This window comes from Pseudoleptotrichia sp. (genome assembly GCF_057270515.1).
The window spans coordinates 43,114-61,375 of sequence record NZ_DBHIXS010000008.1; the positions used below are offsets into that span (position 1 = coordinate 43,114).

The 18,262-nt window shown below is 33.0% G+C and carries 16 protein-coding genes; 3 read left to right on the forward strand and 13 right to left on the reverse strand.

The annotated features are described in order from the left end of the window. Positions 1-7 precede the first annotated feature (7 nt). Positions 8-844, reverse strand: a complete 837-nt coding sequence (gene kdsA / locus ACO5J6_RS07120; protein ID WP_485643035.1) for a 3-deoxy-8-phosphooctulonate synthase — start codon at positions 842-844, stop codon at positions 8-10. 322 nt (positions 845-1,166) lie between these two features. Here kdsA and ACO5J6_RS07125 point away from each other — a divergent pair, with 322 nt between their 5' ends. Then, positions 1,167-2,417: a Glu/Leu/Phe/Val family dehydrogenase gene (locus ACO5J6_RS07125; RefSeq protein WP_485643036.1), complete on the forward strand. Its 1,251-nt coding sequence runs from the start codon at positions 1,167-1,169 to the stop codon at positions 2,415-2,417. A 145-nt stretch (positions 2,418-2,562) separates the two neighbouring features. Next, complete coding sequence (locus tag ACO5J6_RS07130; protein WP_485643037.1) at positions 2,563-2,859, forward strand: YciI family protein; 297 nt, start codon at positions 2,563-2,565, stop codon at positions 2,857-2,859. Positions 2,860-3,074: 215 nt separating this feature from the next. On the opposite strand, the gene ACO5J6_RS07135 is transcribed toward ACO5J6_RS07130, so the two are convergent. From ACO5J6_RS07135 to ACO5J6_RS07155, 5 genes are all read right to left on the reverse strand, one after another. Beyond that, a complete protein-coding gene (locus tag ACO5J6_RS07135) occupies positions 3,075-4,334 on the reverse strand; it encodes a dicarboxylate/amino acid:cation symporter (RefSeq protein ID WP_485643038.1) in 1,260 nt (419 codons plus the stop codon). Between the two features lie 56 nt (positions 4,335-4,390). Further along, positions 4,391-5,458, reverse strand: coding sequence for an ureidoglycolate dehydrogenase (gene allD, locus ACO5J6_RS07140; RefSeq protein ID WP_485643039.1), 1,068 nt, complete (start codon positions 5,456-5,458; stop codon positions 4,391-4,393). A 61-nt stretch (positions 5,459-5,519) separates the two neighbouring features. Then, positions 5,520-6,770, reverse strand: a complete 1,251-nt coding sequence (locus ACO5J6_RS07145) for an MFS transporter (protein ID WP_485643040.1) — start codon at positions 6,768-6,770, stop codon at positions 5,520-5,522. Next, positions 6,767-7,558, reverse strand: coding sequence for an oxamate carbamoyltransferase subunit AllH family protein (locus ACO5J6_RS07150; protein WP_485643041.1), 792 nt, complete (start codon positions 7,556-7,558; stop codon positions 6,767-6,769). Before ACO5J6_RS07150 ends, ACO5J6_RS07145 begins: the two co-directional genes overlap by 4 nt. Next, positions 7,558-10,557 carry a bifunctional FdrA/YlbE family protein gene (locus tag ACO5J6_RS07155; protein ID WP_485643042.1) on the reverse strand — a complete coding sequence of 1,000 codons (3,000 nt, stop codon included), beginning with the start codon at positions 10,555-10,557 and terminating at the stop codon, positions 7,558-7,560. Before ACO5J6_RS07155 ends, ACO5J6_RS07150 begins: the two co-directional genes overlap by 1 nt. Before the next feature lie 252 nt (positions 10,558-10,809). Here ACO5J6_RS07155 and ACO5J6_RS07160 point away from each other — a divergent pair, with 252 nt between their 5' ends. Beyond that, entirely contained in the window at positions 10,810-11,472 is a 663-nt protein-coding gene (locus ACO5J6_RS07160) for a GntR family transcriptional regulator (protein ID WP_485643043.1), read from the forward strand. Positions 11,473-11,832: 360 nt separating this feature from the next. On the opposite strand, the gene ACO5J6_RS07165 is transcribed toward ACO5J6_RS07160, so the two are convergent. The 7 genes from ACO5J6_RS07165 to dapB form a co-directional block, all read right to left on the reverse strand. Then, positions 11,833-12,423, reverse strand: a complete 591-nt coding sequence (locus ACO5J6_RS07165; RefSeq protein ID WP_485643044.1) for an XTP/dITP diphosphatase — start codon at positions 12,421-12,423, stop codon at positions 11,833-11,835. A 120-nt stretch (positions 12,424-12,543) separates the two neighbouring features. Then, the gene (locus ACO5J6_RS07170) at positions 12,544-13,290 is read right to left on the reverse strand and encodes a lysophospholipid acyltransferase family protein (RefSeq protein ID WP_485643045.1); all 747 of its coding nucleotides are present in this window, start codon (positions 13,288-13,290) and stop codon (positions 12,544-12,546) included. 10 nt (positions 13,291-13,300) lie between these two features. Further along, positions 13,301-13,888 carry a regulatory protein RecX gene (locus ACO5J6_RS07175; RefSeq protein ID WP_485643046.1) on the reverse strand — a complete coding sequence of 196 codons (588 nt, stop codon included), beginning with the start codon at positions 13,886-13,888 and terminating at the stop codon, positions 13,301-13,303. Beyond that, positions 13,885-15,063, reverse strand: coding sequence for a recombinase RecA (gene recA, locus ACO5J6_RS07180; RefSeq protein ID WP_485643047.1), 1,179 nt, complete (start codon positions 15,061-15,063; stop codon positions 13,885-13,887). The genes ACO5J6_RS07175 and recA overlap by 4 nt, the downstream gene beginning before the upstream one ends. A gap of 203 nt (positions 15,064-15,266) precedes the next feature. Continuing rightward, on the reverse strand, positions 15,267-16,442 hold the full coding sequence (locus ACO5J6_RS07185; RefSeq protein ID WP_485643048.1) for a tetratricopeptide repeat protein: 1,176 nt from the start codon (positions 16,440-16,442) through the stop codon (positions 15,267-15,269). An 87-nt stretch (positions 16,443-16,529) separates the two neighbouring features. Next, positions 16,530-17,225 (reverse strand): 2,3,4,5-tetrahydropyridine-2,6-dicarboxylate N-acetyltransferase, encoded by a 696-nt coding sequence (gene dapD, locus ACO5J6_RS07190; RefSeq protein ID WP_485643083.1) that lies wholly within the window; start codon positions 17,223-17,225, stop codon positions 16,530-16,532. A gap of 52 nt (positions 17,226-17,277) precedes the next feature. Next, entirely contained in the window at positions 17,278-18,018 is a 741-nt protein-coding gene (gene dapB, locus ACO5J6_RS07195; RefSeq protein WP_485643049.1) for a 4-hydroxy-tetrahydrodipicolinate reductase, read from the reverse strand. Between the last annotated feature and the right edge of the window lie 244 nt (positions 18,019-18,262).

An 18,262-nucleotide genomic window follows, 5' to 3' on the forward strand; every position in this document is an offset into this window, starting at 1 on the left:
ACAATTTTTAATACTCTTTTGTAAGTTTATCATATTCCAGCAATTTTTTCAGTATATTTTCCACATCAATCAGTTTGAGCATATTCGGTCCGTCAGATTTAGCCACTGTAGGGTCAGGATGTACTTCTGCAAATATTCCGTCCACTCCTACTGCCAATGCCGCTCTTGCCAAAGGATATACGTAAGTACTGTTTCCCCCTGATGTTTCTCCCTGCCCACCAGGTATCTGTACGGAATGAGTCGCATCGAAAACTACGGGATAGCCGAATTTCCTCATTTCAAGTAGTCCTCTCATATCTACGACAAGGTTGTTATAGCCGAAAGACGCACCTCTTTCACAGAGCATTATATTTTTATTTCCTATTTCTTCAAATTTTTTTACTACATTTTTCATATCCCATGGAGCCAGAAACTGTCCTTTTTTTATATTTACAGCTTTTCCGGTTTCTCCCGCAGCTATGAGCAAATCAGTCTGTCTTGAAAGAAAAGCGGGGATTTGCAGCAAATCTATGACTTTTGCGGCTTCTTTACAATGCCAAGGCTCGTGAATATCTGTCGCTAAAGCTACTCCGTATTTTTCTTTTACTCTTGCCAGTATTTCCAGACCTTTTTCTATACCGGGACCTCTGAATGACGAGATAGACGACCTGTTTGCTTTATCGAAAGATGCTTTAAATATATATTGTATTCCCAGTCTATCAGTTATTTCTTTCATTTTTTCAGCTACTTCATTTACAAGGTCTTCCGACTCTATGACACACGGACCTGCGATAAGAAACATTTTCCCGTTGCCTATTTTAATATTATCCGTAATTTTCACTTCATTTACTTTATTTATAAGCATTTCAAAACATCCTTCCCTTTAAATTTTTATAATCTGCAAAATAATTTATAAAGTAATTTTACCATAATATTGCCTGAAAAAAAAGTCCTTAAAATATATTTTGTTTATTATTTATTACATAAATTTAAATGCTTAACAGAAAAATAAATAAAATATAGAAGAAATTAGCTAAATATAATAATTTCATCCTAATATCCAAACTTAAAATATTGAATATTTATCAGGTCATAATAAAATCATAACAAAAAATCTTGATTTTACGATATTTTTGTAGTATAAATAATTGGAATAAAAATTTTATAAATTGAGAGGAGAATCAATTATGCCTAAAGAAACTTTAAACCCCTTTGAAATAGCACAAAAACAGGTTAAATCGGCTTGTGATAAACTAAATGCCGATCCTGCGGTGTATGAAATTTTGAAAAATCCTATGAGAGTATTGGAAGTTTCCTTTCCTGTAAAACTTGATAACGGAACAGTTAAAACTTTCACAGGATACCGTTCCCAGCATAATAACGCTGTCGGCCCTTATAAAGGCGGAATAAGATTTCATCAGAATGTAACATTAGATGAAGTAAAAGCATTATCCACATGGATGACTTTTAAATGTTCAGTAGTAGGTATTCCTTATGGAGGAGGTAAAGGCGGAATAACTATCAATCCTAAAGAATATTCCCAAGCTGAGTTGGAAAGAATTTCAAGAGCATACTCTCAGGCTATTTCACCATTAATCGGTGAAAAAACGGATATTCCCGCTCCTGACGTAAATACTAACGGTCAAATAATGTCATGGATGCTTGATGCTTATGAAAAAATTGCAGGAAAGTCCACTCCGGGAGTTTTCACAGGTAAGCCTTTAGGATTTGGAGGTTCCCTTGCAAGAACCGAAGCTACAGGATACGGAGTTACCCTTGCTGCAAGAAAAGCCCTCGAAAAAATTGGAAAAGATATTAAAGGAGCGACTTTCGCAGTACAGGGATTTGGAAATGTAGGATATTACACAGCTTACTATGCTCACAAAAATGGAGCTAAAATAGTCGCAATCTCCAATATAGACACAGCTTTCTATAATGAAAACGGAATAGATATGGAAAAAGTAATAAAAGAATTTGAAGAAAAAGGATATATAACAAACAACGGATACGGAAAAGAAATTCCTCACAGCGAATTACTTGAGTTGGAAGTGGATGTACTTACTCCATGTGCATTGGAGAACCAAATTACTTCCGAAAATGCCGACAGGATAAAAGCAAAAATCATTTCAGAGGGAGCTAACGGTCCTACTACTCCTGAAGCGGACGAAATTTTATCTAAAAAAGGAATTATAGTAGTTCCTGATATCCTTGCAAATTCAGGCGGAGTCGTAGTTTCCTATTTTGAATGGGTACAAAATCTCCAAAATTACTACTGGGAATTTGACGAAGTTCAGAAAAAAGAAGATTTATTACTTTCCAAAGCTTTTGAAGATGTATGGAATTTAGCTGAAAAATATAATACTACTTTAAGAAACGCCTCTTATATGAAAAGTATCGAAAGAATTGCCAAAGCTATGAAACTAAGAGGCTGGTATTAGTATAGTATTACTTAAATTTTATAGACAAACTGTGAAGCTTTCTTACGTAAAAAATATTAAGAAAATTGTTAAAGTTATGAAACTAAAAATTAAAAGACTAATTTTAACAATTATTTATCTGTTCTGAAAGGGGAAAATTAAAATTATGAAAAATATATTTATAGCAATATTGACGTATAAAAAACCGCTGGAAGAAGTTTCTAAATTTCGTCCTGCACATTTTGACTTTTTAGATATATACTACAAAGCAGGAAAATTTATTGCTTCAGGTCGCCAGACTTCTCTGAAAGGTGGAGTAATAATAGCCAATAATGTTACAGAAGAAGAATTAAAAAATATTCTGAAAGAAGATCCTTTTCATAAAAACGAACTGGCTGATTATGAGATAATTGAATTTACCCCTGCAAAATTTGCTGAAAAATTTGAATATTTTATAAAATAATAACAAATACTGTAATAAAGATAATATTAATAAAAAATAACATTTATCCATTTAACAAAGTTTTACTTATAAAAAATATTTGTTTGCTTTTGAAAAATGAAAACTCGTCTATGACTTAGATAATTCATTTTTTTACTGCTTATTCCATATTTTTCATTGTAAAATTTTTGACAAATTCATAAATGTTATTTTTATTATAAACTCATTTTATAATTTTAATATTTTACAACTTTAGTTCCATTATAGACATCTCTATCAAATTCTCCAATTCTGTTAGCCACGAGCATGGCTACAAGCACATCTATATCAACATTGTTTAAAGTTCTGAACATTCCCGAGAACCAGTCTATTCCTATGAGTACAGCTATACTGTCAAGGGGCAGTCCCATAGAAGTTGCAAGAAAAGTATAAACTATAATTGCCCCTCCCGGTACGACAACACTTCCCATACACATCAGACATGATAAAACGACAGCCATTATCATCTGATAAGTTGTAAGATGTATTCCTGAAAACTGTGCTATAAAGAATATTGCCGTAACATTACAGAGGGCCCAGCCCGATGAATTCATAGACATTGTTATAGGCCCTGTAAAATCCGAAACTTTTCTGCTCACGCCAAATTTTGTAACGGAATCTTCCATTTTTGTCGGCAAGGTTATGGCACTTGATGTAGTAGTAAGTGCTATAATGGACATTTTCATAAATTTTTTCGGCATTTTAAAAATATTTACTTTACATATAACTACTGTTATGATTCCATAGATCAAGAGTTGCAGTATATCACCTATAATCAATATTCCCAGAAATTTAGCCATAGGAATAACAACTGTGAATCCTTTGCTTCCCGTTACATCGGCAAGTAAGCAAAATATCCCTATAGGAGAAATTTTCATTACATTTTTTATAATATTCACTATAATTTCATTGACAGATGTAATCCAATCCAGAATAATAGTTTTTCCCGTATCTCTTATATGCTGGGACATAGCAACTCCAAAAAACAGTGAAAATATTATGCAGGGTACCATAGCACTATTAGCCATTGCGGAAAAGATATTAGTAGTGAAAAAAGCAAGTATAGTGTCCTGCAATGATGTATCCTGCAATGTTCCCGATGCTGCAACCTTTTCTCCGATTTCAGTCATATGTGCGACACCTGTTCCCGGCTGGATATAACAAGCCAGTACCGCACCCATAAAAGCCGAAGTAAGTGTAAAGAATATAATCCATTTAAATGTATGAAATCCCATTTTCCCGGCATCACCGACACTTCCCCGTCCTACCGCTACTATAACTGCCGACATTACCAGCATTATAACCGACATCTGTATAATTCTCAGAAAGATATCTCCAAATATTTTCAGATTTGAAGACCATGGACCGACAATTCCTCCAAACAATATTCCTCCGAAAGTGGCTATTAATATCTGTCCTGTCAGTGATAAACCAAATATTTTTTTATTCTCAGTCATTTTGCACCTCTCTATTCTTCATAATTTAAGAGTAAACAACAATTTATTACTGATTTTTATTTCTGACTTGCAAAGGCACTTTGCCCCCCAAATTTATTATAATGTACAATATCGCTTACTAGATATTCATATATTCCTTTCTCTACAGGTATTCCTTCTTTCTGATATTTTTCATAAGTAAGTTGGCTTGTTTCTCCCGGATAAAAGACCTGTTTAAAACCTTCCGCCGCTTTTATTTTATGAAGCTCATCTTTTGTTCTTGTAATGTTTTCCTTAAATTTATTTATATCGGTAAATTTGGCAGGATCTATTAGTATGAAAGTGTGTCCTAAGTCTCTTCCTTCGGACATTTTATCATACATTGATGACACATGCCCTCCAAAAGGCACTCCAAGCATTACTCCTGAAAGGACATCTACCATCATCATCAATCCGTATCCTTTCGGTCCTGAAATTGGTAATAACGCTCCAACATCATGAGGATTTGTAGTCGGCACCCCTTTTCTGTCTACAGCCCATGTATCAGGTATTTCTACATTTTTTGAACGGGCATCCAAAATTTTACCCCATGCCTGAACCGAAGTCGCCATATCAAATATAATAGGAAGTCCTTCCGAAGCAGGTGCTCCAAATCCTATAGGATTTGTTCCGTAATACGGCTCTCTTCCTCCATAAGGAACTACCATAGGGTCAGATTGACACATTGTAAGACCTATCAGGTCATTTGCAGTTATTTTATTTAAATAATAAGCCATTGTTCCGCTATGGCTCAATTTTTCAATACCTACTATCGCTACTCCATTTTCTTTAGCCATATCGATTGCATATTTCAGAGCTTCATTAGCTACATATTGACCTATCCCGTTATCACCATGAAAAATTCCTGTACATGGCCCCGTTTTTTCAAAACTGAGATTAGGCTCTATCGTAACACCTTTTTTGGCTATTCTTTCAGCATAATAATCTACACGAACTGCTCCGTGTGAGTGAATTCCGCAACAGTCAGCAAAAACTAAATGTTTTGCTACTTCGTCCGCATGTTCGGATTTTAGTCCGGCTTTTTCCAATTTATTTTTAATAAGGTCGTGCAGTTCACTTGGAGATACTATAACTACTTCATTCATATGTTTTCCACCTCTCTGAATTATTCTATTTAAATTATCCGTTATATACCATTAAATCGGATTATTTGGCATTTTCCTCCGCTAAGCTGAATATTCCCATTCCTACAAGCAGCAGAACTGCCGCAAGATAAAATCCCGACTGCATTGAACCGAATTTATCCGCTATCCATCCTGTTACAATAGGAGCTGTAATTGCTGCCGACATTCCTATAAAGTTATATGCACTGAGTGCTGTTCCCAATGCTTCTTTAGGTGAATTTTTAGTTACATAGGCTACTAAAATAGGATCCAATGCCAGTTTCCCTGTAAGTCCGTATAATATAAGCATAAATATCAGCAGACCTCTATCTGTTACAAACGCCATTCCAAATGTTGAAATCAGTGCCAAAGGTACCAATGAATAAACAAATATCTTTGTTTTTTTCAGTTTATCCGATAATCTTGAAATAATCAATGCCCCCGGTACCGACGCCCACGGAACCAATGAAGCTATAAATCCTACACTTGTTCCTTCAAATCCTCTTTCAGCCTGTAAAAATTTAGGCAGCCATGTAATTATTACGAAATTTGCATAAATTGAACAGAATAACAGTAGAAAAGCACACATAAGATTTTTACTTTTAAATACTGACAATCCTGATTTTTTAGTCTTTTTGACTTCTTCCTGATTTTTTTCAGACACTTCCTTGTGGCTGTCTTCAGGTCTTACTACTCTTTCTTTTAAGAACATAAACATTATTCCTACAATAACCGTAGGAACAGCCATAATGAAAAACGGCAAACTCCAATGATTACCTTTTTCCAGCACTAAATAGCTTGACAATAGATATCCTCCCGATGTTCCGAAAGCCATTCCACTATTTATAATAGCTGTTCCCAAAGTCAGACTTTTTGTAGGTATGGCTTCCCCCGACAGTGCATACTGCGGTCCGTAATATGCTCCTTCTCCTACTCCTGTTATTGCACGGTAAATCATCAGTATTCCTATACCTCCTGCAATACCGCTTAAAAATGTTCCCGCTCCGAATAATATAAATCCAAGAGCTATTACTATTCTTCTTCCTACGATATCACCTGCTATTCCGAAAGGTATCTGCATAATCGCATACGTAAGGAAAAATATACTGTTAAGAGCTCCCAACTGAGTATTGTTCAGATTAAACTGCTCTCCAATTTTTCCCATAACAGGGTTTAAAATAGTTCTGTCCGCATACATTAAAATCCACCCGAAAAAACATAGTGCTACTACTTTCCACCAGTAACGTTCCGATACATTCATCGCTTTATAACGCTTTTCCAACATACTGCTCATTTTATTTCCTCCATTTTCCTATATTTTTTTATTCCCAAAAAAATTCCGAATAATAAATCGTATCCCGATGTGTGTCCTATTTTTGTAATATTCAAAACAGCTTCTTCGACATCTTTAGAAAATAAATCAAACATATATTCATTTACATATCCTCTGTTAAATGCGTCAAAATACTGTTTACTTATATCTGTAGTATAATTTCCGTAAATTAACTTAATACTTTTTTTATGCAAATATTCTATCAGGGCGTAACCTAATAATATATCATCTCCGGCAGGGGTAAGTCCTTTTCCTCTCCCTGTCAAATATTTACTGCTTTTTTCGGTAATTCCGCACTGTAAGGACTTTATGACTTCATCTTTTTCAATTCCTATTTTTATTTCAAAATTTATATTTTTTAAATATGAAAATATTTCATTGAGTTTTTTTTCAGAATAATTTATTTCCGATATTTTAAGACTGACTTTCTTCATTTCTGAAATATCTATGACTTGAATGCCAAATAATGTATAAAATAAAAGTTTTTTATCCTTTTGTATTACAATATCATTATTTTTACAGACTGAAATTAAATTTTGAATTTTTTCTTCGGATATACGGCAGCCAAAGCTTGTCAGTCCTTTATTTCCATTTGAAATATGTACAAGATTTTCTCCAAACTGTATATTTAACGAATTGTTAAATATACCGTGAATATACCCTGTTTTCTGATTTTCAAGATACAGGAGCATTAATTCACTAATGCTTCCCGTATCTTTTATTTCACTTTTTTTATACAACTTATTCATTATTCAGTATCCAGACCTATATGTTTCGCGTAAGCAATCAATGCTTTTTCAAAACATGCTAACGGTGCTCTTACAGTTCCTGCTCCTACTTGTCCCACTCCTGCATTTTTATGAGCTATTCCTGTATTTATAATCGGAGTAATCCCTGTTTCCACTACTTTTCTTATATCTATACCTAAAGGAGCTCCTTTGAAATCCCATGTAGGGATAGCAAAATTAGGATTATGTATTGTACATATTTCAGCCATTTCATCACTGATTTTTAAAGCATCTTTAAATCCTCCCGCTCCTACAAATCTTGTTACTCCGGGTGCAGCAATCATTGTCATTCCTCCTACACCTACAGTTTCAGTAATTGCACTGTCTCCTATGTCAGGATTTGCATCATCCTGAGTAAATCCTGTAAAGAACAGTCCTTTAGGTGTATTGACAGGAGCTGTAAACCATTCATCACCAAGTCCGCTTATACGTATTCCGAAATCTTTTCCGTTACGTGTCATCGTTGTAACTATTGTACCTTTAGTATTTTTACGGGCACTGTCAACAATGGATTTTCCTGTTGCCATCATAATATTCAGGAAGAACTGGTCTGTATTTGCTAAAAATTGAATAACATCCTTCTTCATATTTTCATCAATATTGAGAGTAATTATCAGAGGAGTTACTTCTTTCAGGAATAACAGACTCGCAGCAATATTCCGCTGATGAAATTCATCTCCCATTGTGATAGCTTTCGCAATAATCACGTTAAGGTTAATTCCTCCCTCAACTTGTCTTGCTGCCTGACCCAAAACAGGTCCTAACACATCTTTCATCCATTGTAGTCTGTTTACGACTTCTTCGGAATAAGCTCCAAAACGTAAAACTTTTCCTATTCCCTCATTTAAAGTACAGTAAGCTCTATTACCTGTCAGTCTGTTTTCTACTACAAGTACGGGCATATTTGCTGAAGTTATTCCTCCCATAGGTCCTACAGCTTTTACATGATGACAAGGAATAAATGTTACTTCTCCTTTTTCAAGCATTTTACGTGCCGCTTCCTCATTTTCAGCCCATTTTTCAAATAACGCCGCTCCTATACATGAACCTTGCATAGGTCCTGTCATTTCATCATATTGGATAGGAGGTCCCGCATGAAGCAGCACTTTTCCGTTTATTTCCGGAATAACCGTATATGCAGGAACTACATCTATCAGATAAGGAGCCGAATTTTTCATTGCTTCAACAACTACAGCATTTTCCTGCTCAATATTATCAAGCTGTTTCAGCTGCTGTAAAATTTTAATCAGTTTCTGATTTCCTCCTGCTACAGGCTTCCATTCAAACTGGACGCATTTTCCGCCATACTGTCTTACAGGTTCTGCAAATCCTGCCACACCGATATTGACTACTCTCGGTTTTGTCAATAACAAGTCTTTTACAGCTTCACTCACTTCAGGTAATGGGCGTATTTCCCCTTTATATTCCTTAAATTCTTTATCGTTCTCTTCCGTATCTGTTCCCATAAGATTTAATGCCATTCTTACTGCCGCTGCATTGCTTTCTTTTACAATCATTCCGGCTTCTTCGAGTATTTTTTGAGATTTTTCGTAATTTTGCGGATCGCCTTTTGTTCCGCATACAGTTCCTATGATATACAATTTTCTATTTTCTTTTACTGATTTATCAATAATTTCTTTTATAACAGGGGCAAGTTGTCCTGCCATATCTTCATTAGCACCGTATCCCAATACTACATCGAGCAGTATAATTCCTGTACGACTGTCTGCTCCAAATTCTCGAAGTTTTTCGATACGTACTGTCGGGTCTATCATTGGATGAGGCTTTCCTTGGGTGTAAATATCGTCTCCCAGATCCATTATTTCAAATCCTTCCGTTTTCAGCATATATCCTTCTTCTTTTGTTATCGAAGATAATTTTAGTGCTTCAGTTACGAGCATAGTTGCTTCATAAGCCAGAGTTCCTCCTGAATACAGTCCTTTTATAGTTTTATCCGCAATATTGCTGTCTTTTGAATGAACATTTGTTTTTTCCTGATAATTTTTCTTAATTTTTTCCCCTTTTGAAAGGTCTACTGCAATTTTTGCACATTCTTCCAAAGTATGGGCAAAATATACATTACCTTCATGATATTCAGGTTTTTCTCCAAGAAAAATAGCAACAACAGGTTTATTCAGAGAATGCAATAATTCCACTACATCATTTTTTACTTTTTCAGCAGGCGGTTTGGAAACTACAACTATTACGTCGACAGGGTCATAATGGGCAAGTCCTGCCAAAGCGTCTTTTGTTGTTATTGCTCCTACTTCAGTAGACAAATCATGTCCTCCTGTACCTATTGCATGGATAACCCCTCCTCCAAGTTTTTCAATAATTGTAGAAATTTCCTGTATTCCTGTTCCCGAAGCTCCTACTATTCCTATATTTCCTGAACGTACCACATTTGTAAAAGCAAGAGGAACATTACTTATTATCCCTGTTCCACAGTCAGGTCCCATTACGAGCAGTCCTTTTTCATGGGCTTTTTTCTTTAATCTTACTTCTTCACTTTGAGCCACATTATCACTAAATACAAACGCATGCAGTCCGTTGTCTATCGCATTTTCTATTTCAAGAGCCGCATAAATACCCGGCACGGAAATCAATGCTACATTAGCGTCAGGCATTACTTCTTTTACTTGTTCCCAGTTTCTTACTGACTGTTGCACTCCTTCTTCCTTTTTTACCGATAAATCTGACAGAAATTTATCAATCGCTGCCATTACCTCATTTACAGTTTTTTCATTATCAGAATCTACAACAACTACCATATCACTTGGTTTAGCCTTTTTTGCTTCTTCCGACAGTAAGCCGGCACCGTTAAAAATATCCTTATTTGCATCGGTACCCATCATAACCTGTACTTTATTTACATCTTTCATTGTACTGATATGATTTGTAAGTAACATAAGGTTTATAGAATCCTGATAACTGTTTTCTTTCAATACGGTATAAAGCATTTTGTATCCTCCTCCTATAATTTATAATTATTTTTCAATATAATTATATTATGAAATTTCAAATAGTCAATATTATTATAAATTTTTTTCTACTTTTTTATATCTGTGATATTTCAGTATATATATAAGTCAATAAATATAAGGATATATAACAAAATAGTTGACAATTGTATCTAACCTGTGATAATTTATATCTATATTGTAAATTATGAACATTGAGAGGAGAAAGGCTCGCAGAAGCTTATAAAAGATATGAAAAAAAATTTGGATACATTAGCTTATGAATATATAAAAAATAAAATATTGAATAATGAATATAAAGGGAAAGAATTAATCTATGAAAAAGAAATTGCTGAAGAGCTTTCTATCAGCAAAACCCCTGTAAAAGAAGCTTTATCCCGATTGGAAAATGAAAAATTTGTAATTATTAATCCGAGGAAATCAGTATCAGTAACGGAAATTAATTTGAAACTGATAAAAGATGTGTTTCAGGTTCGTTCAAAAATAGAACCTCTCCTGGTTGAGCTGACGACTTTATCTTTAGAAAAAGACGAACTTAAAAAATCTCTTCTGGATTTTAAAAAAAGTTTTGAGAAATTAGGAAAAAAGGAAAAAGTGAGCGGAGTAGAGTTTGATAAGGTTTATGACGGATATAGATATTTTTTTGCTGCAAATTGCGGAAACTATTTTTTTTCGAGACAAATGACTCTCGTATATGACCATTTGCACCGCATAAGACGGGTTTTATACGGTATAAATAACCGGCGTCTGGAAGCCATTGATGAACATATAAATATAATTGACCTGATTTTGAGTGAATACCCTCCTCTCAAGATTATTAGAGAGTTATGTGAAAAACACGTTGAAGCTGCACAAATGGATTTTTTTAAAAATTTAAATAACCTGAATATATAGAATTAAAAAATAAGTCATCTTAATGATTTAATTTCAAAATTAATTATTAACTGTTAGAAGAACTTTAACAAAATTTGTTAAAAAACAAATTCTGTTTATAATTGGATTTTATTATAAATATAAAATTATAAATCCAAAAGTCAATAATATAAAAAAATAACATTTCTGATAAATTCATAAATGTTATTTTTTATATTTTATAATTTATATTTTCAGATATTGTTCAAATACAGATCTGTGTTACTTTTATGTTACTTTCAATAATGACGAAAATTTATATAAAACTGTATTCAAAATCATATTTTAAATTCTTAGTTCAGATTTAATATAAACTTGTATTATTTTCTAATCTAAAATAATCTAAAATTTTTTCAGCACATCATTTTTCAATTTTTCAAAAGCTCTACCTCTATGACTCACACTTTTCTTTTCCTCAATAGTTGCAAGCCCAAAAGACTTTCCTAAATCATATGAATAAAATATAGGGTCATATCCGAATCCGTTATTTCCTTCTTTTTCAAATAAAATCTCTCCCTGCGTTTCTCCTCTGAATGATTTTACAGTCCCGTCAGGAAAGGCAATACTCACCACAGATACAAAATGTGCTTTCCTATCTTTTTTTTCTATATTTGATAAATTTTTTAACAGTTTTTCCATATTCAATTCATCAGTTGCATTTTCTCCGAAGTATCTTGCAGAATATATTCCCGGTTCACCGTTTAAAGTATCTACACACAACCCCGAATCATCTGAAACTGTTATAATTCCTGTATATTTTGCTATTTCCAAAGCTTTTTTCGCTGAATTTTCTTCAAAAGTCTTTCCGTCCTCAACTACATCGGGAAAGTCTATATTATCCAATATCGATAATACTTCTATATTCATTCCTTCGGTCAATTTTTTAAAATCTTTTATTTTCCCTTTATTTTTTGTTGCCAGAATTATTTTCATCCTGCTCCCTTTCCATAATAGTACTTTCTTATAAAAACTGTATAAACTATAAATTACACAAGCTATAAATTATATCAGATAATAATTTTTTAGAAATTTAATAATTCTATTTAATTTATCCTATTTACTTTTAAATTCTTCAAAATTTTCTTTTATTATTCTGTTTACAATCTCATGTATATCTTTCTGCTCTTCTTTTGATAAATCACTGAGATTAACAGGTTTATCAACTATTATTTTTACATTTTTATTGGGAGTTACTTTCAGGCTCTTTCTGCTCTGAACCTGATAAGTCCCTACTAAAGTAACAGGTACTATTCTTGCTCCCGTATCTGTCGCAAGTTTAAAGCTTCCTTTTTTAAATTCTCCTATTGTACCGTCCTTGCTTCTGCTTCCTTCAGGAAATATCACATAAGAATGCCCATTTTTTATTTTATATATAGCTTCTTTCATATCCTTCATTCCCTGACGGACATTTTTCCTATCCAAAAATATACAGTCAAAAGCCCTCATCCAACGTCCTATCATCGGCCATTTCTTCATTTCTTTTTTTGCAATAAAAGAAAAATCCAATGGAAGATAACCTAAAAGAGTAGGAATATCCACGTTACTCTGGTGATTGGAAATCAGAATTACTGCTTCACCTGTTTCCTTTATTTTTTTTATTTCACTTTCACTTCCGTTTTTATAAATAGTTTTTACTTTACTCCCTGAAGCCCATATAAGATTTTTACCCCAGTTTTTTGCGACTTTGCATACATATTTATATCTTTTTTCTCCTTTATTCAGTAAAAGATACCAGTAATGAATAAAAGTCCCGTAAATAAAAGTCCCTAATATTATAAAATGATAAAATATTGTTCTCATAATGTCCTTCCTATTCCATAAAATCTTCAAATCCGTCAAATTCCTTATATTCTCTCAATTTCCGAAAAATATTATCCAATTCAAATCCCTGTCTTACAAGATATTGTACTAATTTTTTTTCATCCTTTTTTATATTTTTCAAAATAACTTTTTTCAATTTTTCTTCCTCTATATCTTTTTCAGTTTCATCCTGAATGGTTGAATATGCTTCTTCTATTTTTTCCTTATTCAATCCTTTCTGTAAAAGATTGTAAGTAATCCTCTGTTTTCCGTATTTTCTGCTATTTATATAGGATATCGCATAATTCAAATCATCTATATACCCCAATTCAATCAGCTTTAATACAGCTTTCTCAACCATTTTTGCATTTCTGTATTTTTCATTCAGTTTCATCTGAATTTCTTTTTTTGTCCTATCCTTTAACGAAAGCAGAAATATTCCTTTTTCAAGAGAAGCCTCGTATGAAATATCGTCATAGAGGCTTTCAATATCATCACCAACTTTTAATCCATATCTCTGTTTTATCGACGGACTTATGTCAATAATCTCTTCATTAGATAAATACAGTTTATTCTTTTGTATTTTTTCTATTATCATTCTTCAATTTCCATTTCTTCTTCTATTTCTTCTTCTATCTTGGATGCCTTCTTTTTAGAAACCGTTTTTTTAACCTTTGATTTTTCTTCCGTTTCTTCCTCATTTACAGGATCAGCAGCACCTTCATCTTTAGGTCTTATAGCCTCAAGAACCTGATTTTCCATTCTTTCATATAATTCTTTATTTTCCTGTAACATTTTTTCTACATTTACCCGTCCTTGACCTAATTTTTCATCTCCATAACTGAACCATGCCCCACTTTTCGCAGCAAATCCTAATGCCAATGCACCGTCAAGTATTTCAGCCACTCTTGAAATTCCTGTTCCATACATTACATTAAATCTTGCCTCTTTAAATGGAGGAGCAACTTTATTTTTAGTTACTTTTACTACTACTTCATTTCCAATAATGTCATCTCCCTGTTTTACAGACCCTACTCTTTTTACTTCCATTCTTACAGTAGAGAAAAACTTCAACGCTCTACCTCCTGAAGTAGTAGTTTGAGGTCCGGGAGTAAATGAAAATCCACCGATTTTTTCTCTTATCTGATTGATAAATACCATTACTGTACTTGATTTTGAAATATTTGCAGTCAATTTTCTGAGAGCTTTCGACATCAGTCTTGCCTGTAATCCCATTTGCTGATCTCCCATTTCTCCGTCAATTTCCGCTTTAGGTACAAGAGCCGCTACCGAATCCACTACTATTACATCCATAGCACCGCTTCTTACAAGCATATCGGCTATCTCAAGAGCCTGCTCCCCCGTGTCAGGCTGGGAAATGAGAAGCTCGTCTATATTTACTCCCAATGCTTTAGCATATACGGGGTCAAGAGCATGTTCCGCATCTATGAATGCAGCCACTCCGCCTTCTTTTTGTGCTTCGGCTATTACATGCAGTGCTAGTGTAGTTTTTCCGGACGATTCAGCACCGTAAATCTCTATAATTCTTCCTCTCGGAACTCCTCCTACACCGAGTGCTATATCTAAATTTATACTTCCTGTAGATATTGATTTTATGTTCATTTTCTGATTTTCACCGAGCTTCATTATTGAACCTTCACCAAATTCTTTTTGAATCTGCGTCAATGCCAGATTTAAAACTCTCTCTTTTTCAGACTGTTCTTTATTATTTGCATTATTTTCTTTTTCTTCTACCGCTTTTTTTCTCGCCATTTCATCTCCTTATTTTTATCATATCCCTTTTTATAAATTCGCTTTCCGTTATTTTAACTATTATTAGATTTAATTAATAAAAACGAACTTCCCCAACTTATTTCACCCCCTATTTTCAGTTTATATTATAACAAAATTTCAAAAAAATAAAAAGAGCAAAACCGCCCTTTTTATTTTCTATTTAGTTTTTCGTTCTGATTATTTTATTTTTTGTTAGTTGCAGGTTTACTGTTTCCTCCTGCTTCAACTTGTTTCAATATTTCAGCAGCTCCTTTTACTTTGTTATTTACAGCTTCTTTTAATATTGCAACAGCTTCAGCTTTTTTACCCATTGCATAGTAAACTTGTCCTAATAAAACTTTGGATTCATTATCTTTATCTTCATTTATTGACTTTTTTAGATATTTTTCAGCTACAGGACCGTTACCCATATTTGCAAAATAAAATCCTATTTCTTTATTTAATGTTTTCTGATTTATACCTTTTGCTGTTTTTATTTCACTGTACATTGAATTTGCCTTTGCAGTATCACCTTTGGACTCATATAATGCTAATAACAGCAATCTTGCGTCAGTATTATTTCTGTCTGCGGATGCAGATTTTTTAAGATAGTCTTCCGCTTTAGTAAGATTATTTGTTTGCAAGTAGTATGAACCTAACATTCCCAATACTTCAGCATTTTTATTACCCGTTTTACTGTTCATTTCCAATAAGATTTTTTCAGCCTGAGCATTATTTTTTTCAGCCAATGCTACTTGAACCAATAAATAACCGGCAGGTATTACCGCATCAGGAGACTGGTTGTATGAATCCTGTAAATATTTTTTAGCTTGTGCTGTATTATTTTTTCCTAAGTAATACTGACCTATATTAAAATTCATTTCAGATGTAAATGTTTTATTTTGAGTTTTGTTTGCTTCGGCATATCTTGCTTGTCCTTTTGACTGCATATTGTTATCAAAATAGAATATAATCAAACTTGAAACAGTATCCACATCTTTTCCATTAGATTTTTTATCAGCCCATGTTATATATTTTTCAGCTTCTTTTATATTTTTTTCCTGAATTGAAATCAAGTATAATAATTTTGCTGCTTCCAAAGATTCCTCTCCTGTATAGTCATCTTTCCATGCAGCAGCTAAGTATTTTTTCGCATTTGCCTTATTATTGTTTTGTAAATAATATGCTCCTAATTGGAAATTAGCTTTTACGGCATAATTTTTATCAGAAGATTTTGCAACCCCTTCCAATACTTTTACAGCTTCATTTATTTTTTTCTGTTCGGCTAATTTCTGTGCATTTTCAAAATCAGATTTCGGATCAGCAAATCCCAACGCACCTATACTTAAAATTCCTAACACTAATAATAATTTTTTCATTTTATCCTCCTAAAATTTTTTTGCTATTTATTTATAACTTGTTTTTCAACAATTTATTTTTTAATAATTATTTTTCATACATTACGATTATTTTCTTAAATCCTCGACAATTTCGGTTTTTGAAGCTGTCTTATCATCCACATTTTTTATGATTTTCGCAGGCATTCCTGCTACTACTACATTTTCAGGAACATTTTCAGTAACTACGGCACCCGCTGCGACAACTGAACCTTTCCCTATTCTTACACCTTCAAGAACAACAGCATTTGCTCCTATGACTACATTATCTTCGATAATTACAGGGTCTGCTGAAGGCGGTTCTATAACTCCCGCTAACACCGAACCTGCTCCGATATGACAATTTTTACCGACTTTTGCTCTTCCGCCTAATACAACATTCATATCTATCATAGTTCCTTCGCCTATTTCAGCTCCGATATTTATTACAGCTCCCATCATAATTACAGCTTTATCTCCTATCGTAACCTTATCTCTTATAATTGCTCCCGGCTCTATTCTTGCATTTACATTTTTTATGTCAAGTAACGGAACTCCGGAATTTCTCCTATCATTTTTCAAATAATAGTTTTTTAGATTATTATTTTTAATAATTTTTTCTATATCTTCCCAATTACCGATTAAAAGTTTCAAACCGTCTTTTCCTATAACTCTGCATACCCCCGTGTCTTTTATCTCTTCATCGGTATAAAGCTCAACAGGAGTGGATTTTTCAGCATTTGCTATAAACTGTATTATTGCTTTGGACTTTTCAAGCTCAGTCATCATTTTATCCTCCATTATTTATTCTTTCATATATTTTTCATTATATTTTTCTTTATTTTATATTCAGGACATCTTTCATCGTGTACAGCCCTGCTTTCTGATTCTTTAAATAAAGGATTGCTTTTATAGCCCCGTCTGCAAATATCTTCCTTGATAATGCCTCATGTTTTATCTCTATTATTTCATCATTTTTGGAATATATTACTGTATGTTCTCCGACTATATTTCCGGCTCTTATCGAGTGTACTCCTATTTCTTTTTCAGTCCTTTTGCTATTTCCTTCCCTGCCGTAGACTATTTTATATTCTTCCTCGTATTCTTCGACAAGGTTTTTATTTATTATTTCGACAAGAGTATTTGCAGTACCGCTCGGTGCATCTATCTTTCTATTATGATGTTTTTCAATAACTTCTATATCAAATCCTTTTAGCAGTTTTGTAGCATAAGCTGTAATTTCATTCAGGATATTCACACCTATTGATGTGTTTGTTGCTTTTATTATCGGTATTTTCTCGGATATTTTTTTAATCTTTTCATTTTGTTCTCTGTTATGCCCTGTTGTAGCTATTAAAAGAGGTACTTTCTTTTTTTCAGCAATTTCAAGTATCTCCTCCAACAAACTGAAATGAGAAAAATCTATAATCGCATCATAATCTATGTCTTTATTTTTTAATGTATCAAAATTCCCTTTTCCAAGAGGATCTACAAATCCTAAAAATTCATTCCCTGAATTTATAATAGCTTCTTTCACATAGTTTGCCATTACTCCGGCACCATAAACAACTATTTTCATAATGCTCCTATTTTTTAATCGTCTAATCATTATAGAATTTGCCACTTTGTTTATACTTTTGTAAATCTTATAATAAACTTAGGTTAATATCTATATATCTTAATTTTATTGGCTTTTTTTGATTTGATAAATTTTTTAATACTTATTTATTAATCGAAATATGAAAAATAAAAAAGCTGTCTTATACTATATAGAATATATTTTTTGAACTTTCTGAATTTTCATTACTTGTTTTTTAAAATAT